This is a genomic window from Fictibacillus sp. UD (assembly GCF_043558025.1).
GTDB lineage: Bacteria > Bacillota > Bacilli > Bacillales > Fictibacillaceae > Fictibacillus.
The window spans coordinates 88,399-112,291 of record NZ_JARUHH010000003.1; the positions used below are offsets into that span (position 1 = coordinate 88,399).

Annotated in this window: 20 protein-coding genes and 3 riboswitches; of the genes, 13 read left to right on the top strand and 7 right to left on the bottom strand. The window is 39.0% G+C overall.

Translation table 11 applies throughout. The annotated features are described in order from the left end of the window. Positions 1-116: 116 nt before the first annotated feature. A complete protein-coding gene (locus P8610_RS06750) occupies positions 117-1,436 on the bottom strand; it encodes a homocysteine synthase (RefSeq protein ID WP_394603684.1) in 1,320 nt (439 codons plus the stop codon). A 120-nt stretch (positions 1,437-1,556) separates the two neighbouring features. Then, positions 1,557-1,661: riboswitch (SAM riboswitch) on the bottom strand. A gap of 42 nt (positions 1,662-1,703) precedes the next feature. Next, positions 1,704-2,600 (bottom strand): sulfite exporter TauE/SafE family protein, encoded by an 897-nt coding sequence (locus tag P8610_RS06755; RefSeq protein ID WP_394603685.1) that lies wholly within the window; start codon positions 2,598-2,600, stop codon positions 1,704-1,706. A 212-nt stretch (positions 2,601-2,812) separates the two neighbouring features. Further along, positions 2,813-2,917: riboswitch (SAM riboswitch) on the top strand. 126 nt (positions 2,918-3,043) lie between these two features. Between P8610_RS06755 and P8610_RS06760 the strand changes: the two genes are divergently transcribed. The 13 genes from P8610_RS06760 (at position 3,044) to P8610_RS06820 (ending at position 17,485) form a co-directional block, all read left to right on the top strand. Then, positions 3,044-3,148, top strand: coding sequence for a DUF2292 domain-containing protein (locus P8610_RS06760; RefSeq protein WP_394603912.1), 105 nt, complete (start codon positions 3,044-3,046; stop codon positions 3,146-3,148). 95 nt (positions 3,149-3,243) lie between these two features. Beyond that, positions 3,244-3,957 (top strand): phosphoadenylyl-sulfate reductase, encoded by a 714-nt coding sequence (locus P8610_RS06765; protein WP_394603686.1) that lies wholly within the window; start codon positions 3,244-3,246, stop codon positions 3,955-3,957. A 27-nt stretch (positions 3,958-3,984) separates the two neighbouring features. After that, positions 3,985-5,178 carry a sulfate adenylyltransferase gene (sat, locus tag P8610_RS06770; RefSeq protein WP_394603687.1) on the top strand — a complete coding sequence of 398 codons (1,194 nt, stop codon included), beginning with the start codon at positions 3,985-3,987 and terminating at the stop codon, positions 5,176-5,178. After that, entirely contained in the window at positions 5,147-5,746 is a 600-nt protein-coding gene (gene cysC, locus P8610_RS06775; protein WP_394603688.1) for an adenylyl-sulfate kinase, read from the top strand. The genes sat and cysC overlap by 32 nt, the downstream gene beginning before the upstream one ends. 25 nt (positions 5,747-5,771) lie before the next feature. Then, the gene (locus P8610_RS06780) at positions 5,772-7,400 is read left to right on the top strand and encodes a nitrite/sulfite reductase (RefSeq protein WP_394603689.1); all 1,629 of its coding nucleotides are present in this window, start codon (positions 5,772-5,774) and stop codon (positions 7,398-7,400) included. Between the two features lie 15 nt (positions 7,401-7,415). After that, positions 7,416-7,637 carry a DUF3906 family protein gene (locus P8610_RS06785; protein WP_394603690.1) on the top strand — a complete coding sequence of 74 codons (222 nt, stop codon included), beginning with the start codon at positions 7,416-7,418 and terminating at the stop codon, positions 7,635-7,637. A 12-nt stretch (positions 7,638-7,649) separates the two neighbouring features. Next, positions 7,650-8,435: a uroporphyrinogen-III C-methyltransferase gene (gene cobA / locus P8610_RS06790; protein WP_394603691.1), complete on the top strand. Its 786-nt coding sequence runs from the start codon at positions 7,650-7,652 to the stop codon at positions 8,433-8,435. Beyond that, entirely contained in the window at positions 8,436-9,188 is a 753-nt protein-coding gene (locus P8610_RS06795; protein WP_394603692.1) for a sirohydrochlorin chelatase, read from the top strand. Positions 9,189-9,203: 15 nt separating this feature from the next. Beyond that, on the top strand, positions 9,204-9,842 hold the full coding sequence (locus P8610_RS06800; RefSeq protein ID WP_394603693.1) for a precorrin-2 dehydrogenase/sirohydrochlorin ferrochelatase family protein: 639 nt from the start codon (positions 9,204-9,206) through the stop codon (positions 9,840-9,842). Then, a riboswitch (SAM riboswitch) is annotated at positions 9,843-9,958 on the top strand. It abuts the gene before it with no gap. Between the two features lie 68 nt (positions 9,959-10,026). Further along, positions 10,027-11,877, top strand: coding sequence for a bifunctional homocysteine S-methyltransferase/methylenetetrahydrofolate reductase (locus P8610_RS06805; protein WP_394603694.1), 1,851 nt, complete (start codon positions 10,027-10,029; stop codon positions 11,875-11,877). Next, complete coding sequence (gene metH, locus P8610_RS06810) at positions 11,870-15,322, top strand: methionine synthase (RefSeq protein ID WP_394603695.1); 3,453 nt, start codon at positions 11,870-11,872, stop codon at positions 15,320-15,322. The genes P8610_RS06805 and metH overlap by 8 nt, the downstream gene beginning before the upstream one ends. Before the next feature lie 122 nt (positions 15,323-15,444). After that, the gene (locus tag P8610_RS06815; RefSeq protein WP_394603696.1) at positions 15,445-16,629 is read left to right on the top strand and encodes an iron-containing alcohol dehydrogenase; all 1,185 of its coding nucleotides are present in this window, start codon (positions 15,445-15,447) and stop codon (positions 16,627-16,629) included. A gap of 37 nt (positions 16,630-16,666) precedes the next feature. Continuing rightward, entirely contained in the window at positions 16,667-17,485 is an 819-nt protein-coding gene (locus P8610_RS06820) for a serine hydrolase (protein ID WP_394603697.1), read from the top strand. A gap of 41 nt (positions 17,486-17,526) precedes the next feature. Here the strand turns inward: P8610_RS06820 and P8610_RS06825 are convergent, their stop codons facing one another. The 5 genes from P8610_RS06825 to P8610_RS06845 all read right to left on the bottom strand — a co-directional run bounded on the left by P8610_RS06825 (position 17,527) and on the right by P8610_RS06845 (position 23,757). Beyond that, positions 17,527-18,786 (bottom strand): YeeE/YedE family protein, encoded by a 1,260-nt coding sequence (locus P8610_RS06825; protein WP_394603698.1) that lies wholly within the window; start codon positions 18,784-18,786, stop codon positions 17,527-17,529. A 629-nt stretch (positions 18,787-19,415) separates the two neighbouring features. Next, positions 19,416-20,393 (bottom strand): LAGLIDADG family homing endonuclease, encoded by a 978-nt coding sequence (locus P8610_RS06830; protein ID WP_394603699.1) that lies wholly within the window; start codon positions 20,391-20,393, stop codon positions 19,416-19,418. A gap of 172 nt (positions 20,394-20,565) precedes the next feature. After that, a complete protein-coding gene (locus P8610_RS06835) occupies positions 20,566-21,438 on the bottom strand; it encodes an esterase/lipase family protein (RefSeq protein WP_394603700.1) in 873 nt (290 codons plus the stop codon). Positions 21,439-21,713: 275 nt separating this feature from the next. After that, a complete protein-coding gene (locus tag P8610_RS06840) occupies positions 21,714-23,120 on the bottom strand; it encodes an aldehyde dehydrogenase (protein WP_394603701.1) in 1,407 nt (468 codons plus the stop codon). A gap of 211 nt (positions 23,121-23,331) precedes the next feature. Continuing rightward, positions 23,332-23,757 (bottom strand): VOC family protein, encoded by a 426-nt coding sequence (locus tag P8610_RS06845; RefSeq protein WP_289495422.1) that lies wholly within the window; start codon positions 23,755-23,757, stop codon positions 23,332-23,334. Positions 23,758-23,893 lie beyond the last annotated feature (136 nt).

The following is a 23,893-nucleotide window of genomic DNA, read 5'->3' on the forward strand; positions in this document are numbered from 1 at the left end:
AAATGCAAGCGCTTTATATTAATGAATGATTCATTAAAGGATGGTAAATTATGTAGGCTATCTAGAATTCTTTACAAAAAAACAGCTCAGAGCAAATGCTCTGAGCTGTTCTAACATTACAATCCACTCGGGGAAAGAGCGATCGCTTTCAGTGCGTGATCAAGATCATAGATAAGGTCATCCACTGTCTCAATACCGATTGAAAGACGAATTAACTCGGGTGAAACACCTGATTTTCTTTGTTCTTCTTCTGATAATTGCTGGTGTGTTGTACTCGCAGGATGGATAATCAGCGATTTAGAATCTCCAACATTTGCAAGGTGAGAGAAGATGCTGACATTTTCAATTAGTTTCTTACCTTCCTCAACACCGCCTTTAACACCAAACGTAAGAATTGCACCCGCTCCTTTTGGCAAGTATTTTTGAGCGAGTTCATAATAAGGACTGCTCGGTAAGCCCGCATAATTGACCCAGTCAACGGATGGATGGTTTTCTAAAAACTTTGCTACTTTTAATGTATTTTCAACGTGTCTTTCAATTCGAAGAGCTAACGTTTCTAGCCCTTGGATAAATAAGAACGAGTTGAACGGGGCAATGGAAGATCCTAAGTCACGTAACAGCTGCACGCGAGCTTTTAAAATATATGCAAGCGGACCGAATGCTTCCGTGTACACGATTCCTTTATAGCTTGGATCTGGCTCTGTCAGACCTGGGAACTTACCATTGCTCCAGTCGAATTTTCCAGAATCAATGATTACACCACCGACTGATGTTCCGTGACCGCCAATAAATTTCGTTGCGGAGTGAACAACGATATCTGCTCCATGTTCAATTGGACGGCATAGGTAAGGAGTAGCCAGTGTGTTATCTACAATAAGTGGAACTCCCGCATCATGTGCAATGTCAGCGATTGCTTGAATATCGGCTACATCGATTTTGGGATTTCCGATCGTCTCGATGTAGACTGCTTTTGTTTTTTCCGTAATGGCATCTTTAAATGACTGAAGATTATCGATCTCAGCAAAATTTGTTTGGATGCCGAGTTTTGGGAGCGTTACAGAGAAAAGGTTATACGTTCCGCCATAAAGGGAAGTGGATGCAACAATCTCATCACCAGAACCTGCGATATTGAAAATGGCATTTGTGATAGCAGCCTGACCAGAAGCAAGGGCAAGTGCACCAACTCCGCCTTCTAATTTAGCGATTGTCTGCTCAAAAGCGTCTTGAGTCGGATTCATCAAACGCGTGTAGATGTTCCCGAACTCTTTTAACGCAAATAAGTTTGCCGCATGTTCTGTAGAGTTGAACTGATAGGAAGTGGTTTGATAGATCGGAACTGCTCGAGCTCCAGTTGTCGGGTCTACTTTTTGTCCTTCATGCAGTGAAATGGTTTCAAATCCATATTGTCTTTCTTCGTTCTTTGCTTGTTCGCTCATTTTCAAATCTCTCCTCAACGTTTTTAATTTTTTTGCATCCAATTTGAATTCAGATTCAACTTATCCAACAAAAAAGACCTCTTCCAAAAGAAGAGGTCCCGATGATTTCACACGATCGAAGTCTCATCTTTCAGAACGTTAATTGTTCTGCTGAAATTAGCACCATGCGTGTACGCTGGTTGCCGGGCTTCATAGGGTCAGTCCCTCCGCCTCTCTGGATAAGAAGATTTGAATATTGAATTAAGATTTATAATACATAGCTCATAATCAATAGTCAACAGAATTTTTTAAAAATTTTGGATTTTTATTTTCAGGATTGCTTTTTACAGCATAGATAATTCCAACAACCCAGAATGCTGCGAGAACGAAGTAGATTGAATACATCGTATTAGAAGATATTCCTATGGTATAAAGCAATGTTCGGATATTTGTGATCACAATTAAACCTCCAACTAAAACTCCTAAAATATGTGAAGGGATTAATCTGACTAGCCAAGCTGCAATTGGAGCTGCAATTACTCCGCCAGCCATTAGTGCTCCTACCCAAAGCCATTCGACTTGTTCCCAGCCTAGCGAAATAAAGAAACCGATGGAAGCAGACACTGCTACAGCGAACTCACTCGTATCGACAGAACCAATCACTTTTCTTGTTTTCATATCCTGCTTTGCCATAAGGACTGGAGTTGTGACAGGACCCCATCCGCCACCGCCTGTAGCATCTAAAAATCCTGCTAACAAACCAAGCGGCAGTAGTTGTTTTTTTGTAAAAGGCTTACTCGCGGCTGCTCGTTTTTCACCAAGCTTAAAAAGAAAACGATACAGAATATAGACACCCAGCAAAATAAGAAAGATTGAAATATAGGGCTTTACTACATCTCCAGGAAGGCTGCTTAAAAAACATGCTCCTATAAAAGCACCGATAGAACCAGGCAGGATTAAACGAAGTACAACCTGGCGATCAACATTTCCAAACTTAATGTGAGAAATTCCTGATGCTGCCGTTGTAACGACTTCTGCTAGATGGACAGATGCCGAGGCAGCCGCAGGGGTAATCCCTGCTACTAATAACAAAGATGTTGAAGTTACTCCATATGCCATTCCAAGTGAACCATCAATCAACTGTGCAGCAAGTCCGATTAAAGCTAATACGATTAACTTTTTCATACTTTTCCTCCTCAAAATAAAAAGGCCCTTAACAAGTGATGTTAAGAGCCTTCGGTTTTCCGATCAGCGATGCGGATGAAATTTTAGTTATTACTATATGTTCCAAAAAGACAAAATGTCAACTGTTTGTTTAAATATTTTGTAAAAAAAGAAAAATTAAAAAATAGGTCTTGATATCCCCTTCAGATGTGATATGATTTTTAAAAATTAAACTCTTATCAAGAGTGGTGAAGGGACCTGGCCCGATGAAACCCGGCAACCTGCGATCGTAAGGTGCTAACTCCAGCAGAATGTTTTTACATTTTGGAAGATAAGGTAATACGTTTACCTCCACTATCTTTCCGAAATGGGAAGGTTTTTTTGTTTTTGTAAGAGATATTTGATTTAAAAAGGGAGGCAGTGGAGTGGCGAACGAAAATAGTGCAAACGATTTTCTTCCTCAGCTGCAAAAAATGCTGAGCAATATCAAATTTGGATCGATTACTTTGATTGTGCAAGATGGAAAAGTGATTCAGCTTGAAAAAAATGAGAAGGTAAGAATTAAATAATGCGCTGACTAGAAAACTAGAGGCGGTTTTAACGAATGGGCAAAGCCCTAAAAACGTTAAAGCCGCTTTTTTCATGGCAAAAAGGAGGTAAGGCATTGCTAACGTACGAGACATGGGAGGAGAAAACTCAAGATTTTGATAGTGATAACTCTACAAAAGGCGCACTGCATGTTTTGAAATGGGCTTATGAAACTTACGACGAGGAGCTGGTTTATGCTTGCAGTTTTGGTATAGAAGGAAGCGTCCTAGTTGATCTTGTTAACCAAGTGAAGCCAGATGCACAAATCGTGTTTCTAGATACGCACCTTCATTTTCAAGAAACGTATGAAGTCATCGAGGCAGCTAAGAAAAGATACCCTTCACTTCGTATCAAACTGAAGGCCCCAGCACTCTCACTAGAAGAACAAGCAAACAAACATGGTGATGAGCTTTGGAAATTAAATCCGAATCAATGCTGCAATATTAGAAAAGTGATTCCTTTAGAAGAAGAACTGCATGGAATAACAGCTTGGCTTTCAGGACTGCGCCGTGAACAGTCACCTACACGGCAAAACACGCAATTTGTTAATCGGGATAGGCGATTTAAAAGCATAAAGATTTGTCCGCTTATTCATTGGACTTGGAAAGACATTTGGCGGTATGCCCACAAAAATGATTTGCCATATAACAAACTTCACGATAATGGCTATCCGAGTATAGGTTGCGAGCCATGTACACAGGCTGCACTAAACGCAGGTGACCTTCGTTCTGGCCGTTGGTCTGGTTTAGGAAAACTCGAATGCGGCCTTCATCAAAACGATAGCCAATAAAGAGAAATTTAGGAGGAGAGAAACGTAATGAGTACAATACAGCCCCATGGAGGAAAATTAATCAACCGTTATCAGCCTGACACACCTTATCACCACATACAAAAAGAAATCACTCTCGATGCGACAGCACTTAGTGATCTTGAATTAATAGCTATAGGAGCATATAGCCCGTTAACAGGATTTTTAAATCAAGAAGACTATCAATCTGTTGTTCATGATATCAGGCTAAGTGATGGTACAGTTTGGAGTCTTCCGATCACGTTACCCGTTAATCGTGAAACAGCTGAAGGACTCAGCATAGGTGAAGAAGTTCGATTAACGTATAAAGGAGATATTTACGGAGTCATGCTGGTTGGAGATATCTATTCCCCCATTAAGCAAATAGAAGCAGAGAAAGTCTACAAAACTACGGATTACGATCACCCTGGTGTAAAGAAATTGCTGGATCGTTCTTCTGTGTATATAGGCGGAGACATCACGCTTGTTAAACGTCCTGAGAAGAAAGAATTTAAAGCCTATCATCTCGATCCTAGTGATACAAGAAAGACATTTAGGGATTTGGGATGGAAAACCGTTGTTGGTTTTCAAACGAGAAATCCCGTTCACCGTGCACATGAATATATCCAAAAAACAGCGCTTGAAACAGTGGATGGTCTCTTCTTAAACCCGCTTGTGGGTGAAACAAAGTCTGATGATATACCAGCCGATGTTCGAATGGAAAGCTACCATGTTCTTTTGAAAAACTATTATCCGAGTGATCGTGTCTTCCTAGCTGTGTTTCCAGCCGCCATGCGCTATGCAGGACCTCGTGAAGCGATTTTCCACGCTCTCGTTAGAAAAAATTATGGCTGCACACATTTTATAGTAGGCCGTGATCATGCAGGAGTCGGTAATTATTACGGGACATACGAAGCACAAGAAATCTTTTCACAGTTTACAGAGGGTGAGATTGGCATACAAACACTTTTCTTTGAACACAGCTTTTTTTGCAAAAAATGTGAAGCAATGGCCTCTTCTAAAACGTGTCCTCACTCAAGTGAAGATCATGTGATTTTATCTGGAACAAAGGTACGAGAGCTGCTTCGTAATGGTGAACTGCCGCCTAGCACTTTTAGCCGTAAAGAAGTAGTAGAAGTCTTAATAAAAGGGCTAAGAGAACAGGAAGAAAAAGAGCGAAAAGGAGATTCAAATGAACAAACCACACAATATCATCTGGCATGATAGCTCGATTACAAAAGAAGATAGAAGAAAACAAAATAAACATTCCAGTTTTGTTCTTTGGTTTACCGGTCTCTCTGGTTCTGGCAAGTCAACGATTGCAAATGCTGTCGCCAAAGAACTATACGAGCGAAACATTCGGAACTATGTACTGGATGGAGACAACATCAGAAATGGATTAAACCGTGATTTATCGTTTTCAGATGAAGATAGAACGGAAAACATTCGCAGAATCTCTGAAGTTTCCAAGCTGTTTGTAGATAATGGAACCGTTGTGCTAACAGCATTTATCTCGCCATTCATAAAAGATCGAGAGAAAGCAAAGGAAATTGTTTCAGAAGAAGAGTTTGTTGAAATCTTTGTTGATTGTCCAATTGAAGAATGTGAGAAAAGAGATCCAAAGGGATTGTACAATAAAGCGCGAAAAGGTGAAATCCGTGACTTTACTGGAATTGATTCACCTTACGAAGAACCGATATCACCTGCTCTTACCATTCATACGAACGAACAAAGCGTTACCGAGAGTGTTGAGGTCATCTTAGACTTTTTGAAAAACAGGAATCTGATTTAACTAACGATAAAGGAGATCGAAAACGATGGCATATGAAAAAGCGTGGGCAGATAATCCGAAGATTAATAAAACAGAACAAAAAAAGCTCGTAAAAGATGGGTTAAAGATATTTGAAGATATTCCTCTTTACGCACAAGGTGGCTTTTCTTCTATTCCGAAAGAAGAATGGGATAGTTTCAAGTGGGCCGGACTTTATCTGCAGCGCCCTAAAGAAGACGGATACTTTATGATGAGGGTTAATGTTCCATCAGGAATTTTAAGCTATGAACAAGTTAAAGCTCTTGCTCATATTTGCAAAGATTATGGAAGATCTGTTTTTGATATAACGACACGTCAGGCTATTCAGTTTCATTGGCTGACAATCGAACAAATTCCCGACATTTTTAGTCGGTTGGAAGCAGTTGGGTTATCGAGCGCTGGAGCATGCGGAGACATTACCCGAAACATTATGGGTAACCCAATTGCAGGCATCGATCCATATGAACTATTCGATACAACAGAAATCGTAAAAGAAGTATATGAGTTCTTTCAGCATAATGAAGATTTCTCTAACTTGCCGAGAAAATACAAAATGTCCATTAGTTCAAATGTGAACAATAGTGCTCACGCTGAAATTAACTGTGTGGCATTTACGCCTGCTTATAAAGAGGTTGAAGATAAAGAGATTCCAGGATTTCATATAAAAATCGGCGGAGGTCTATCATCTAGACCATTCTTAGCACAACCGCTTGATGTGTTTATTGAACCGCATCAAGTAAAAGAGGTTTCCATCGCGATTACTACGATTTTCCGTGACTACGGATATCGGGAAAAGCGTCACCTTGCACGTCTTAAATTCTTGATGGCGGATTGGGGACCGGAAAAATTTAAAGAAAAACTATTAGAATACACTGGACCCCTTCACTCTAAAGGAAAAGATGCGCTCAAAAAGTGGAACGGTGGCTACTTTTATGGTGTTCATCCACAAAAGCAAGAGGGATTGAGTTATATCGGTTTCAACGTACCTGTTGGCCGACTTCATGCTGATGAGGTATTAGAGCTTGCTGAAATTGCAAAGATATACGGAAACGGTGAAATTCGAACGGTAAATTCTCAAAATTTAATCATTCCTAACGTAAAGCATGAAAACGTTGAGCCACTCTTAAAAGAAGGCATTTTCAAACGCATCACCACACAGCCTCTATCTTTCATTGGTCATTCTGTTTCTTGTACCGGTATCGAGTATTGCAATTTAGCACTTGTTGAAACGAAAGAACGGATGCGCCGAATAGCAGAAGTTCTCGATCAAAGAATAGCCTTGGACGTTCCCGTTAGAATTCATATGGTAGGCTGCCCTAACTCATGCGGTCAGCGTCAAATCGCAGATATTGGCCTACAAGGCGTATTGTTAAAAACAAAAGAGAAAAAGATGGTTCAAGCCTTTGAGATTTATGTTGGAGGCACACTTGATGATGGAGGAAAGTTTAACGAAAAGCTAAAAGGAAAGTTTCATGCGGATTTGCTTGATGAAGTGTTGCTGCGCTTCCTTAAAACCTTTAAAGCTGCGAAACTTCCATCAGAAACCTTTTTTGAATATATAGACCGCGTTGGTATACAACAGCTTCAAAGTAATCTTAACCAGATTGCTGAAGAATTAGAAGAAAAAGTCTCATAAAATGGGGGTCTCGCCATGTATCTTTACAGATTTGAAGTCATTTCAAAATCAACGGTTATTCCTGTTGTGATAGCCGCTTCTACAGATGAACAAGCTTTTCAGTTAGTTGACATAGAACTTGAGAAGTATTTTTTGAAACAGCCTAATGTTGACGAGATCTCTCTTTATGAAAAGAAAAGAATTCGTACGGGCAACGGGTTCGTGCTTTATGAACGTGAAACGATATTAAATCCTTAAGGAGTGATGATGATGGGAAAAGTATATCTTGTCGGAGCTGGACCGGGTGATCCGGGATTGATAACTGTAAAAGGTCTTCGTTGTATAGAAGAAGCAGACGTTATTTTATATGATCGATTAGTGAGTAAAGAACTGCTATCTTATGCAAAACCGAAATGCGACTTAATTTATTGCGGTAAACTGCCGAACTACCATTTCATGAAGCAAGAAACGATTAACAGTTTCTTAGTTAAACACGCTCAAAAAGGAAAAGTAGTAACTCGGTTAAAAGGCGGAGACCCCTTCGTGTTTGGAAGAGGCGGAGAAGAAGCAGAAACACTTGCAAAAAGCCGTATTCCGTTTGAGGTGATTCCTGGAATAACATCAGGCATTGCAGCACCAGCTTATGCAGGTATTCCTGTTACACATCGAAACATCGCTTCAAGCTTTGCGGTCGTTACAGGTCATCGAAAAAAGGGTGAAGATGATGAACTGAAATGGGAGAGTCTAGTGAACGGTATTGATACGTTAGCGATTTATATGGGAGTGGGCAACCTAGGTTATATTTGTAAACAATTAACGAGACACGGAAAAAGCAAAGAAACACCAGTTGCCCTTGTTCAATGGGGATCTTTAGAGAATCAGCGAACCGTTACAGGTACACTGGATACGATTGAGGAAATCGTGGTTAGAGAACAAATTGAGAATCCGAGCATGATTATTGTCGGTGAAGTCGTTCGTCTTCGCAGTGAACTGAAATGGTTTGAACAGCTGCATGAAGAACCGAGTAAGCTTGCTGCCATAAGCGGGGCCTTGTAAATGAAGGCATTGCTCTTTATCTGTCATGGCACAAGACTGAAAAAAGGACGAATGGAAGCGGAAGAATTTGTGAGACTTTGTATGGCACAAGTTGATGTTTCAATAAAAGAGATTTGTTTTTTAGAGCTTGCTGAACCTTCTATCGCTCAAGGTTTTAAAACGTGTATACAAAAAGGTGCAACGAGTATCTCTGTTATTCCTGTTTTCTTATTAAGTGCTAATCATATAAAAATGGATATTCCGCAAGAACTTCACCACTTGCAGAATAAATATCCAGGAGTAGAAGTGATTTACGGGCGTCCCTTCGGTGTACATGAAGCCATTCCGCATTTATTGTGGGAGAGAATTATGAACAGTGCGGTCAAGCTAAAGAAAATTACACATATTCTCCTTGTAGGCAGAGGCAGCACCGATCCAGATGTTAAGCAGGACCTAGAAGCAATAGCGTCAAACGTTCAAAACCATTACGGAATCCCTAGCATACAAGTTTGCTTTCTAACTGGTTCAGAACCGAGCTTTGAAGAGGCTCTATGGAATAGTCGCGAGTTGTATGACCAAGTTATCGTTGTGCCGTATCTTCTATTTTCAGGGTTGTTAAGAAACGGGATGAAACATACGATAAGCCGCTATCAGCAACAATCTAAACAAATTGTAACTCTTTGTGAGACACTCGGCTACCATCCGATACTAAAAGAAGTTTTACTCACACGTATCAATGAAACACTTGAGACTAAGAAATATGCATTTTCTTAAAGTGCGAGGAATGCTATGTATCCCATACATGTAAACTTGTCTGGAAAAACTGTTATTGTAGCAGGCGGGGGTTTGGTAGCTTACCGTAAAATTAAAGATTTTTTGAATGAAGAAGCAATAATTACTGTAATCAGTCCAGCGGCTGTTAACGAAATTCAGGAATGGCATTCTGAACAAAAGTTAACTTGGATCGAAAGAGAAGTGAAACGTGAAGATTTGGAAGAAGCATTTCTAATCATTGCGGCTACCAACTCTAATGAAACGAACTCTTGGATCGCTTCTCATGCTAAAACGAATCAGCTCGTAAATGTGGCTGATCATTTGGAATTAGGAAACTTTATTGTTCCTAGTGTTATAAGAAGAGGTAGACTACTACTCTCTGTTTCAACTGGTGGAGCGAGTCCGAGTTTATCCAAGTCAATAAAAAAAGAGTTGCAGCAAACATTTAGTGAAGACTATGAAACGTATTTAGAATTTTTATTTGAATGCAGAGCTATTATAAAAAAGGAATATCCGGAAGCATGCCGAAGATCATTATTAAGAGAACTAACAGATTCCCGCTTTTTAAGTGATAAAGAAAAACAAAATGTCTATAAACAGGCATTAATGAACAAAGTTGATCGAAACCTAGCTAGTAAAACAACAAAAGAATAGACCTTATCAAGAGAGGTTGAGGGAGCGGCCCTATGATACCTCAGCAACCAGCAGCTTTTTAAGCTGAAATGGTGCTAATTCCTGCGAGTTCATTTGTAGACTCGTAAAGATAAGAAGACCCCGGCGCATAAGAAAAAGTCTTCTTTTATAGAAGGCTTTTTTATTTTTTATAAAGGAGGCTATTATGAGTTTAATCACAGACTTAGAACAAAACAAGATACTGATTGGTGATGGTGCGATGGGTACGCTTCTGTATTCCTATGGATCTGACTTTTGTTATGAGGAGTTAAATCTTTCTCAAGCAGACCAGATTTATAACATTCATCGTGCTTATCTAGATGCAGGAGCTAACATCATTCAAACCAATACGTATGCAGCGAACTATTCGAAGCTCGAACGTTATGGCCTTCAAGATCATGTAAAAGAGATTAATAAAGCGGCTGTTTCAATTGCTAGAAACGCAGCTCAAAATGAATATGTTGTGGGTACGATCGGTGGAATACGTGGTATTAAACCTAATAGCATCTCACTAGATGAAATCAAGCGCAGTTTTCGCGAGCAGTTATATTGTTTATTAATGGAGAATGTAGACGGCATACAGTTAGAAACGTATTATGACCTGCAAGAGCTTGAAACGGTTTTAGAGATTGCTAGAAAAGAAACTTCTCTACCTATTATTACTCAAGTGTCATTGCAGGAAGTGGGATTTTTGCAAGACCGTACACCGATCTCGGAAGCGTTGAACCGATTAGAGAACATTGGAGCTGATGTTGTTGGTTTAAACTGCCGTCTAGGGCCATATCACATGCTGAAGACGCTTGAAGAAGTACCATTGCCAAATTCCGCTTTCCTATCAGCTTTTCCGAATGCTTCGCTCCCTTCGTATACAGATGGCCGTTTTATATATGAAGGAGACGCTGATTATTTTAAAGAGTGTGCACATTTGTTTAGACAGCAAGGTGTACGTCTATTAGGTGGCTGTTGTGGTACAACGCCTGCTCATATTCGTGCCTTCTCTCAAGAACTTAAAGACTTAGAGGCTGTAACAGAAAAAGAAGTAAAGCAAGTAAAAAGAAAATTGGTTATTCAGTCAGCATCAAAACCTAACTACGTTCCACTTAGTGAAGAAGTTAAAAAAAAGCAATCCATCATTGTTGAATTAGATCCCCCGCGCAAGTTAGACACATTGCGTTTTATGGAAGGAGCAAAAGCCTTAAAAGAAGCGGGAATCGATGCACTTACCCTCGCTGACAATTCGCTTGCTTCACCTCGTGTATGTAACTCTGCATTAGGATCAATTGTTCAAAAGCAACTTGACCTTCGTCCGCTCGTTCATATTACGTGCCGCGACAGAAATTTAATTGGTCTTCAGTCTCACTTGATGGGACTTCACACACATGGAATTCATGACATACTTGCAGTTACTGGAGATCCTGCAAGTGTCGGAGATTTCCCAGGTGCTTCGTCCGTATATGATGTTACATCTTTTGAACTTATAAAACTTATAAAACAGTTTAATCAGGGTTTATCTCTTTCTGGAAAAGAGCTGGGAGAGAAAACTTCTTTTACGGTCGGAGCTGCTTTCAACCCGAACATCCGGTCCATTGACAAAGCCGTCGATCGTTTAGAAAAGAAAATTGCTTATGGCGCAGATTACTTTATAAGTCAGCCTGTTTTTTCAGAGGAGAGACTTATTGAAACGTATGAATCAACAAAACACATTGATAAACCAATCTATATTGGCATCATGCCGCTAACTTCATCACAAAACGCAGAGTTTTTACATCATGAAGTACCAGGAATAAAGCTTTCTGACTCTGTGAGGGATCGCATGAGCAAGTTTAAAGATGATCCTACTCAAGCCCAGAAAGAAGGTTTGCTAATCGCAAAATCATTATTAGACACAGCTATGGAACTCTTTAACGGCATCTACTTGATTACTCCATTCATGCGTTATGAACTAACTGTGGAATTAGCACATTATGCGAAAGCGAACCATCCATCACTACTAGCCAGGAGGTCACAGAATGCTTAAGTCATCAATCGAACAGCAACTGAAGTTAAAGATTTTAGTAATGGATGGAGCTATGGGAACAATGCTTCAAGAAGCAAAGCTTACACCAGATGATTTTGGCGGTGAAGAATATGACGGCTGTAATGAGTATTTAAATGTAACAAGACCTGATGTTATCCTGTCCATTCATCATAAATACCTTGAATCAGGTGCTGACATTATCGAAACCAATACATTCGGTGGAACGAATCTTGTGCTCGATGAATACAACCTGGGACATCGAGCTTATGAGATCAATAAGCTTGGAGCTTCCATTGCCAGAAAAGCAGCTGATGCTGTTTCAAGAAAGGAATGGCCTCGTTTTGTTGCGGGCTCACTCGGTCCAACAACAAAAACGCTCAGTGTTACAGGGGGTACGACGTTCGATGCTTTACGTGAATCGTATGCCGAACAAGCTCGCGGGTTGATTGATGGCGGGGCGGATTTGCTCCTATTAGAAACAAGCCAAGATATGTTAAATGTAAAAGCGGGCTATCTAGGGATAGAGAAAGCAATGAAACAAACAGGCAAAGAAATTCCCCTCATGGTGTCTGGAACGATCGAGCCGATGGGAACTACGCTTGCTGGTCAGTCGATTGAAGCTTTTTATATATCGTTAAAGCATATGAATCCAGTTGCAGTGGGATTAAACTGTGCAACAGGTCCTGAATTCATGCAGGATCACATTCGTTCCTTATCTCATTTGTCTTCAACAGCAATAAGCTGTTATCCGAACGCAGGACTTCCTGATGAAGAAGGAAACTATCATGAAACACCAGAATCTCTTGCTGCTAAACTATCTGGATTCGCGGAAAAAGGGTGGCTGAACATTGTAGGTGGCTGTTGTGGAACGACACCAGCTCATATCGCAGCACTTGCAAAAGTAATGAAAAACTATTCCCCGCGACAGGTGCAAGTAAACGAAACACATATGGTTTCTGGAATCGAACCTTTTATATATGATGATCCAACATTAAGACCCATCATGGTTGGAGAAAGAACAAATGTGATCGGTTCCCGGAAGTTTAAACGTCTCATTGCTGAAGGAAAGTTTGAAGAAGCTGCTGAAATCGCAAGAGCTCAAGTAAAAGGCGGCGCTCATGTACTCGATGTTTGTTTAGCTGACCCTGACCGCGATGAGTTAAGTGATATGGAAGAGTTTATGAAAGAAGCGGTTAAGAAAGTGAAGATTCCTTTTGTCATCGATTCAACAGACGAGGATGTATTAGAACTCGCTTTAAAATATTCACAAGGAAAAGCCATCATTAATTCCATTAATTTAGAAGACGGTGAAGAACGATTTGAAAAGGTGATCCCGCTTCTACATAAATATGGAGCGGCAGTCGTTGTCGGAACGATCGATGAAATAGGCATGGGTGTATCTGTCGAGCGAAAACTGGAAATCGCAAAGAGATCTTATGACCTTTTAGTTGATAAATATAACGTTTCTCCTTCAGACATCATATTCGATCCACTCGTTTTCCCAGTTGGAACAGGTGATGAGCAATATATCGGATCAGCGAATGCCACTGTTGAAGGCATACGCACCATTAAAAAACATTTTCCTGAGTGCTTAACCATCCTAGGGGTCAGCAACGTATCGTTTGGCTTGCCTCCTGTAGGGCGTGAAGTGTTAAATGCCGTATACCTTTATCATTGCACACAAGCGGGGCTGGATTATGCCATTGTAAATACAGAAAAGTTAGAGCGCTTTGCTTCAATCTCTTCTAACGAGATTGAGATTGCAGAAAATCTATTATTCCGTACAACTGAAGAAGCTTTATCTGTTTTTACTGACTTTTATAGAGGAAAGAAGAAAGAAATCAAATCAAAACTGCCGGATATGAGTTTAGAAGAACGGCTTCAATATTACATTTTAGAAGGAACTAAAGAAGGATTACATTCTGATTTGGAATTGGCTTTAGAAAAATATCCAACACCTTTAGCCATCATTAATGGGCCGTTGATGAATGGAATGAAAGAAGTAGGACGCCTATTTAACGAGAATCAGTTAATCGTTGCAGAAGTCCTTCAAAGTGCAGAGGTAATGAAAGCATCTGTATCTTACTTAGAGCCTCACATGGAAACAAGTGATGAGTCTGCATCAAAAGGAAAAGTACTACTCGCCACCGTTAAAGGAGACGTTCATGATATTGGCAAAAACCTGGTAGACATCATACTAAGCAACAATGGGTTTAAGGTAGTTGATTTAGGCATTAAAGTAACATCACAAACTTTAATCGAAGCAGTTAAAAAAGAAAAGCCAAATATTATCGGACTCTCCGGTTTGCTAGTAAAATCCGCTCAGCAGATGGTCTTAACTGCAAATGACATGCGTGAAGCGAATATATCAACACCTATACTTGTTGGAGGCGCAGCACTATCAAGGAAGTTCACTGATACAAAGATATCTAAAGAATACGAAGGAATGGTACTTTACGCGAAGGATGCAATGGAAGGACTTTCAATTGCAAACCAAATTCAAACACCAGAAGATTACGATAAACTGGCTGTTGAACTTCAGGAAAGGAAAAAAAGAGTCGTGTCTGATGCAGGAAGTTATGAAGGTTCTTCCTCTGTTGCAACAGCTGTAAGGATTCGGTCAAAAGTATCTCAGACTGCTCCAGTTTTCGTTCCGATCGATACCAAAAGACATATTCTAAGAAATTACTCATTGTCTCACATTCAGCCATATATCAATTTACAGATGCTATTAGGACATCATTTAGGTATTAAAGGGAAAATATCACGATTGCTCCAAGAAAGAGATGAGAAAACCCTTCAAATTAAATCAGTTGTAGACGCACTGTTAATAGAGGCGAAGGAAAAGAATTTAATCACTCCTTCAGCGATGTATCAATTCTTTCCAGCGCAAAGTGATGGGGATTCTGTACTCATTTATGATCCTATTGATCATCAAAGAGTTATTGAGACTTTTGATTTTCCGAGACAAAACAAAGAACCATATCTTTGTATAGCGGATTACTTAAAATCAAAAGAAAGCGGGGAAATGGATTACGTGGGTTTCTTTTCAGTAACAGCTGGAACTGGAATACGGGAGCTAGCTTCAGAACTTAAACAGGAAGGCCGTTTTCTTGAAAGCCACGCACTTCAAGCATTAGCTTTAGAAACAGCAGAAGGTTTTGCAGAATTGGTTCACCAGCAGATGCGAGATCGCTGGGGTTTTCCAGATTCAGTTGATTTTACGATGAGAGAACGGTTTTCCGCACGCTATCAAGGGCAGCGATTTTCCTTTGGGTATCCTGCATGTCCCGAACTTGAAGATCAGCAAAAGCTATTCAAACTGATTCAGCCTGAGGATATCAGTATTCAATTAACAGACGGCTGCATGATGGAACCCGAAGCTTCCGTTTCTGCCATTGTATTTGCACATCCTGAAGCGAGGTATTTTAATGTGTTAAGTTGAACAACAGCACCTTTTATCAGGTGCTGTTGTTTTTTCTTAAATTTTCATGCAATTAAGATAATTTATTTTGAATCCATTTCTTTATCCTTTATGATGATAAAAAGAGAGGAGGAGTTATGTTTATGAAGAACATCGACTTTTATCTACCTACCATCATACGAGCTGGAAATGGTGAATTTAAAAAAATGGGGATACACTTAAAAGAAGTTTTAGATGGAAATCGAATCTTTATCGTGACAGACCCTGGTATTGAGCAAACGGGGTTCGTAAATCAAGCTATTCAAATGTTAGAAAAGCAAGGGTTTGAAACCCGAACGTTTAATAAAGTAAAGCCAAATCCGCGTGATATCGATTGTAAAAATGGTGGTGAAGATGCGAAAGATTTTCGTGCCGATGCGATATTGGCATTAGGCGGGGGATCTGTTATCGATTCAGCAAAAGCGATTGCCATTTTACAGTGCCTAGGTGGTGAACCACAGGATTACGCTGGGCGAGATAACGTACCTAAAAAAGTAACTCCTATCATTGTTGTACCAACAACTGCAGGAACTGGTGCAGAAGTAACCCGTTCATCGGTTATTACGGATACAGCAAAAAAGATAAAATTTACGATTAAGGACGTTAAGATCGCACCCGTTTTAGCGATTGTGGATCCTGAGCTTACTTACGGACTTCCTGCTCATTTAACAGCATCCACAGGAATGGATGCTTTAGTACATGCGATAGAAGCTTTTACCTGTAAACGAAGTAATCCAATCTCAGATGGTCTTGCGTTACAAGCAATGAAACACATATATCCCTATTTAAGAAAAGCCGTAAATGATGGGAATGATCAAGAAGCCAGATACAACATGATGGTAGGTTCAACGCTTGCAGGCATGGCTTTCTCTCATGCTGATGTAGCATCCGTTCATTGCATGGCTGAGGCAATCGGCGGATTATATGATACTCCTCATGGGGTTGCCAATTCTATGTTTTTGCCATATATCGTTGAATATAATGCAGAGACAGAACTAGAAAAACACGCAGCAATCGCGAGAACGATTGGAATTGCCTCTCTGGTCGATTCAGATCGTGATGCAACCGCACGTCTCGTAGACGAAATGAAGCAGCTGGCAGTAGACCTTTCAATCCCAACATTCTCCTCTTTACCTGAAGTGAAAGAGAACGATTTCGATTATCTTGCTGAGTCATCATACTTGAATGGATCCACATCAAGCAATGCGAGAGAAATTACTAAAGAAGACTACCTGGAACTATTTAAAATGGCTTACTCAAATGAACATAACGGGGTTAGCCAATATTAATAGAGCTGCCTTATATAATGAAAGAAGGTAAGCGGGGATGCTGAAACAAAACGAACAAGCCTTACGAAAGTTGATCTCTACAGGAAATGGAACATATGGAGTTTCGATCTATCATTTTGAAACGAAAGAAAGCTTTGAATATCAATCGAATGAGCTGTTTTATTCAGCTAGCATTATCAAGGTTCCCATTATGGCTGCCGTATTTGCTCATGCTATGAAAGGGAAATGTTCGTTATCTGATAAAGTTCGGGTAAAAGAAGAAGAAATCGTGCCTGGGGATGGTATCATAAAGCATTTGACATCTAGTATAGAATGGACCGTTCAGGATTTAATCGTATTAATGATTATTGAAAGTGATAACACGGCGACAAATATATTGATTGATTTAGTAGGGCAAGATCAGATTAATTCTTATATGAAAGAATGGGGATTCAATCAAAGTCACTTACATCACAAACTACAAATTAAAGCTGCAAGAGAACCTGGAAAGATGAATGTCGTAACTGCTCATGAAATGAATGAATTTTTGAAGAAAATAGTGGCTGGATCTGTGGTTTCATTGAATTCTTGTAAAAAGATGATACATATTATGAAGCAGCAAAAGATGAATGACTTGCTGCCAAGTCTTCTTCCAGAGGCAGACGGTGTAATCGGAATGATTCCGAATTGGGAGTTTGCTCATAAAACAGGGTATGTACCAGGAATCGAGCATAATGTAGGATTATTTTATCTACCTGGTCAAACCTATGCCGTTTCTGTATTAAGTAACAATGTTCCTAATCGTGCTGAATCAAGAAGGATTATGGGTGAAATCGGAAAGTTACTGTATCAGGTTTCTTGTGAATCTAAAACATAAAAAAAGCTAATGGACGTATTCAATGTCCATTAGCTTTTTTGTTAGCATATTGAATCAGTAGATTTTGGATTACTTAGGCCAAACATAGGTCTCACGAACAGAGCTAAATACGTACCTAACATAGCCATAACTGCCCAAACCCAGCCGTGAAGACTAAATGAAGCAATTCCGCTAAAGTAAGCACCGATGTTGCAGCCGAATGCCAATCGAGCACCATAGCCCATCAATAATCCACCGATTATTGAAGCACCAGCAATACCTGGTCTAATCTTTCCTGGTTTAAACGTTCCTTGGAAAGCAGCTGAAATGAATGCACCGAGAATAATACCGAAATTCATTACGCTTGTGCCATCCGTTAGAACACTTTTAGAAAGAGCTTCTCCGTTTTTGCCATCAAAGTAACCCCAGGCAGAAACGTCAATACCTGATGCCATCATCACTTTTCCGCCCCATAGCGCAAACGCTGATGTGATACCCCAAGGACTTCCTTTAACCGCTAACGTTAATGCATTTAGCAACGCGAGCACGATTGCGGCTGTAAATAACGGCCAAGAACCACGAAGTACCTTTTTCCACCCAACTGTAGTCGGCAGTGGCTTCATCATAGGCGGTTTTTTCTTTTTAGCAATTTGAATGGTAATCCAATAAATCAGAGCAAATAATCCTAATTGAATGACTAACGCACCCATATAGCCGATTCCTGGAATTTGGTTTAATGAAAGCGGTGGAAGAGAAGGCAATCCCATCCAAAATGTGAAGTGGTAAGCTCCAAGTACAGATCCTGCAATAAATGATATAAGCGTTAATATCATAGATGAAGATCCGCCGCCTAAAGAATAAAGAGTTCCTGACGCGCATCCATTTCCAAACTGCATTCCAATACCGAAAAGAAAGGCACCAACTAAAATACTTATACCAACTGGTGATACATTACCGGTTGGTTCAGCACCAGTAAAACTAAAACCAGTGTTAAAAATAATAGCAAATAATACGGATGCTACTGCAAGCATCACCATATGTGCTTGCAGCCCTTGCACATTTCCAACAGAAACGAGACGTCTAAAAGCTGAAGTGAATCCAAAACGTGCATAAAGCAGTGCACAGCCAAGCATTATTCCTATAATAAAGAGAGTTCCTTTCGTCCAGTCAGCAACACTAACGATTGCTGTAAGAAGTATAACAGCAGCTAATGCACCTAATGCTACTAATGGTTTTTGCATAGGACTTAACTCAGTTACTTCGGTAGTTGGCTGGCTTTTATATGATTTGTTCATTTTTGTATTTAAAGCAGATTGAGCCATACTATCCCGCCTTTTCCTATTAATTTTATCGGAATTAATGTATAACATTATACTACGAATCGAAAATTGTGCAAATGATGAAGTTAGAGTACGCATTTGAACTTGATAAGAGTGGGTTTGAAACGTATGGTAGTAAACATTTACACATATACACATAATTAAAAATAGAGTATTTGAGTTTTTGGGATTCAAGAACACAATAAAGTTCTTAGTAAGATGAAAATAAGTAATTGTATCTGGGAGAATGATTTAAATAAAAAACAGTATGGAGTAAATGAACAAATAACAAAAGCGATTAGTAATTATTACATAAGTAGATCAGATAATTTAAAGGAAATTTTGAAATGATACGTAATCGTTTAAATGATAAATACATATGCGGTTTATAATTTTTAGATAAAAGATAAGTAAAATAATTCGTTTTTTCATTTTTCGTCTCACTATCTTAAGTAATCTTTGGTTTTGAGACCTCTTCCTTCTATTCTCACATAGCTTCCGAGAATAGATATTATGTCACCTAATTATAAATAATAAACTTACTTTATATTTGTTTGCTCTATCTTTCTTCTTCTTTCGGAGTTATTCATAAAAAAACACAGATCGCTTAATTCCGATCTGTGTTTGCTTTTTCATTTTTTTATCTGCATTTCAAAAAACATCGAGTTAAATCGTTGCTTGAAATCTTCATCTGTATTCAACCAGCGATAAAAAGTTTGTATTTGTATATTAGCACTCTTACAGGCTTCAGTTAAATCTGCTTTTAACTTGTAATTATCAAGTAATTTTTCTTTTCTTTCTTCTACTGCAGTTTTAGTAATCTTAATTGGCCGGTCATTTAATTGTTCCGGCGATAGCTTTTCTCTTTTAAATTCTATATGTTTTCTTAATAAATATAAGTTTTTATCCCTATAAATCCAATTTCCAAAGTTATAAACAGTTTTTCTGCCAGATAGAAATAGCCTATGATACTTTTCCTTACTTACAATAAAAGGTTCAAAAGAGTAAAATTCTAATCTTTTCTTAAGTTGTTCCATGAATTTTAGTGATCCACCTACAAAAGATACCGTTCTCTTTTCAAAGTTAATATTCCCATCACCATCAAAGTAACCCCTAACAAAATGACTTAAATACTCCTCTGGTACATACGGAAACTCAAGTGTTGTTGACTTCTTAGGGATCATTCCATGTAAGTGTATTAAATCTTCTTTCATAACCTTGCTGGAGATGTTTAATAAATGTACGCCTGTTCGTGGATTTATTATGATTGGATGTTTTGATTGGAGTTCTTTTTTGATGTCTTCGAGGATCTTGGGGTCTTTTTGTGAAAAACTTATTATTTGTAAATCTTGTGGCATAAATCCATCAGCTGCAAAAAATCCCAGAACATATGCCATGGAGGCTGACCACGTCTTGAAATAATCTTCATTGACCGAATACTTTCTTAACCAACTGCTGTGCGGATGACGCTCTACATTATGCTTTTGCAATACCATATTGATGTATCTGGATGACACATTCGCTTGTATCGCAATATCAATGCTGCTCATGCCATTGTTAAAACTCTCAATAATTGCAGGGATACTCATGGTGCATTTGCTTTTTCGCATACCAATCAACTCCCTTATTCGTATACTTATATTATAACGAACATATGTTCTTAAGTCGAGTTTTTGGCACTTTTTCTATAAAAAAGACGCTTATCACAAAGTGACAGCGCCTAAAAATTCACAAGAATCATTTCTTTAAACAGATATAAATCGATTTGTTATCTGATGCATTCTATTTAAATATACCGACAGCTCTTTGGGGATCTGCGGGCCCTTCGTGTTCAAGTGCATCGAAAACAAAATTAAAAGCGAGTGGATCTTGAGCAATGTTCTGATGTTCGATTTGATCATATGGATAGTAATCCTGAATCGTTACATTTGTTACGTTTTCTTTCTCTCCGTTTAAAAAAGCTGAAGTAAAAGGAACAACAATTTCATCATTACGTGTTGTGACAACCGTATATGATACATCTCCTGGTGTTTCGTCCCCTTCATTCAGCGCTAAAAGAAAATCAGACCCTGCAGCTTGTTGCTGACATGCTTTGCAAGAGGCAAGATCGGCTCCAGTTGATGTAAGATCCGTAAGACCCGCTACACCTTCTGTTCCATGATTAGATGGAACAAGACCAATCAAATCCTCTACCTTTTCGGCTCCACCCAGGTTCTTCATATAATAACGAGGCATCATTCCTCCTTGGCTATGTCCGACGATTGATACTTTTTCTGCTCCAGTTATATTTAAAACGTTATCAATAAAAGTTTTAAGTTCTGCTGCCGAATCCTCAATTGGGCCTGATGCAGGAATAGCACCGTTATAACCGTAGTTTAAGGAAAATACACAATAGCCTTTTTCTTTTAACAGGGGTGCAAGATTTATAAAGTTTCTTTCCATCGTTTCGAAAGTTCCAGGTACGAGGACGACAGGTTCAGGGTGCTCTGCAGAAGGCTTACAAGACGAATCATTTGCTCCAGGTGGCGGAATCCCTTGTTCTGTCAGAAATCCATCACTTGATGACTCTTGTGCTTTAGCAGTAGTTTGACTTCCACTGATCACGATAGCTGAACTTAGTATCAAGGTGTAAAGTATACTTAACCACTTGTTCACTACATATCCCTCATTTCTATTTTTAATTAATAAAAAAAGACAGCATAATTCCTCTATAAGGATTTATGCTTGTCTCCAATTTCCTGCATACTCTAATCATTAACTTAAACACCATTAAACTAAAGAATGTAAGCGTTGTCAACAGCAGAACTATTTTATCTATGTAAAAATGCAGGTAACTTATGGCATGATTATATATGGCTCTTTTCACGGGATATTGCACTTTTGCATAAAAAGAGACGCTATCACAATGTGACAACGCATCATACTTGGAACTACTTCATAAACTTTTTAATCATCTTCAGACCATTCTTCGCATTCGGATAACGAAAACTAAAGTCGAATTTATTCGTCTGGTTTAAGACACTTTTGCTGTGAGAAAATGCAACAAAGCTGGATTCCCCATGATAACTGCCCATCCCGCTCTCACCTACTCCTCCAAATGGGAGATAAGGTGTTGCGATGTGCATCAACGTATCATTGATTGATCCGCCACCAAATGAAATGTTGCCTACCACTTTTTCTTCTATTTCCTTATTTGTCGTAAACAAGTAAAGTGCCAGAGGTTTAGGACGACTTACAACAAATTCAATTACTTCTTCCAGATCCTCGTATTCCAGAACAGGAAAGATTGGACCAAAGATTTCGTCGCTCATCACTGGAACAGAGGAATCTGTAGGAACCATAAGAGTAGGTTCGATTTTTTCCTTTGCTTCGTCATAACGACCACCAAAAAGGATCTCGCCATCTGATAAATAGTTTTTCAGACGATTAAAATGACGATCATTCACAATCTTGCCGTATGATTCATTTTGCAATGGGTGTTCTCCGTAAAAATCTGTAATGACTTCTTTAAATGTTTCAATAAATTCTGTACGAATGTTTTTATGAAGGTACAAATAGTCTGGTGCAATGCACGTTTGGCCCGTATTCGTAAACTTGCCAAACGCTATTCGTTTAGCAGCAAGCTTAATATCTGCTGTTTCATCAACAATACAAGGACTTTTTCCGCCAAGTTCTAGTGTAATCGGAATAAGCCGCTTGCTTGCCGCTTCCATTATCACTTTCCCTACCGGTACACTTCCTGTAAAAAAGATATAGTCTAACGGCTGATCCAGTAAATTTTTAGTCGTTTCAACTCCTCCTTCTACAACAGCAATGTAGTCAGGGTGAAAGAATTCTTTTATCAATGCATCGATTAAATTAGATGTACGTGGAGTTAGTTCTGATGGTTTTAGTATAGCTGTGTTTCCCGCTGCTATTGCACCAATTAACGGCGATAGCTGCAGCTGAAACGGATAGTTCCAAGGAGCGATGATAAGCGTAACGCCATAGGGCTCTGAGATTGTATAACCTTTAGATCCAAAATGAGTTTTTGCTGTTTTCACTTTCTTAGGTTCCATCCACTTTTTAAGATGTTTTTGTGTATGGCGAATTTCTTCTAATAAAAAACCGATTTCTGTTGTATATGCTTCAGTTTCTGATTTGTTTAAATCTGATTTTAACGCATGTAGAATCTTTGCTTCGTTGTTACGAATTAGTTTTGAAAGATTGTTTAGGGCTTTTATTCGAAATTCATAAGATCGTGTTATACCGCTTCTGAAATAAGCCTTCTGAGCCTGTACCAGCTCATCAATCGTTTCTTTTGACTTTTCTTCTATAATGAATGTTGAATGATTCAATACAGACGCCTCCCTATCAACATTATATAATTAAGTGTTTAAACTTATAAACATGTTTTGTGTGAATACTATAATATCTTTACTATTTTTAGTCAATGGTTTTGATTACCCCAAGTTTATTATAAATACACATATTGAAAATTATCCCAAAATATTCTTGCAAAACGCAAAGACCCCTCCTTGATAACAAGAAGGGGTCTGCAAGATATATTTAATCTTCTTTAATCGTTGAAACTTGCCATTCAACACCGTATTTATCTGTAACTTGACCATATGAGGGGCTCCAGAACGTTTCTTGCAGAGGCATTGTTACTTTACCACCTTCTGAAAGCTTTTCAAAAACATTCTGTGCTTCTTCAACTGTATCGATATGAATCGCAATACTTACTTGATTTCCAAGATTGTAAGGCATTCCAGGAAACGTATCAGAAAGCATCATGATGGTATCCCCCGCTTTAAACTGAGCGTTCATCACACGATCCTTCGCTTCGCTAGGAAGAGGATGATTCGGGTCTTCTGGCATTTCTCCAAAGGTTTGCAAAGAAATTAGTTCAGCGTTCAATGCATTCACATAAAATTTTACTGCTTCTTGGCCATTTCCGTTAGTAACCAGGTAAGGATTCACAGCTACAATCATGTTTACACCTCATCGTCTCATTTTTTCGGTAACAAGAACACTTGTTCTTAATAATCATATCACGATTAATAATGATGTGTCACTAGATTTTATATTTCTGTTTTTATGGAGGATATACCTTCATTAGTAAGTAAGA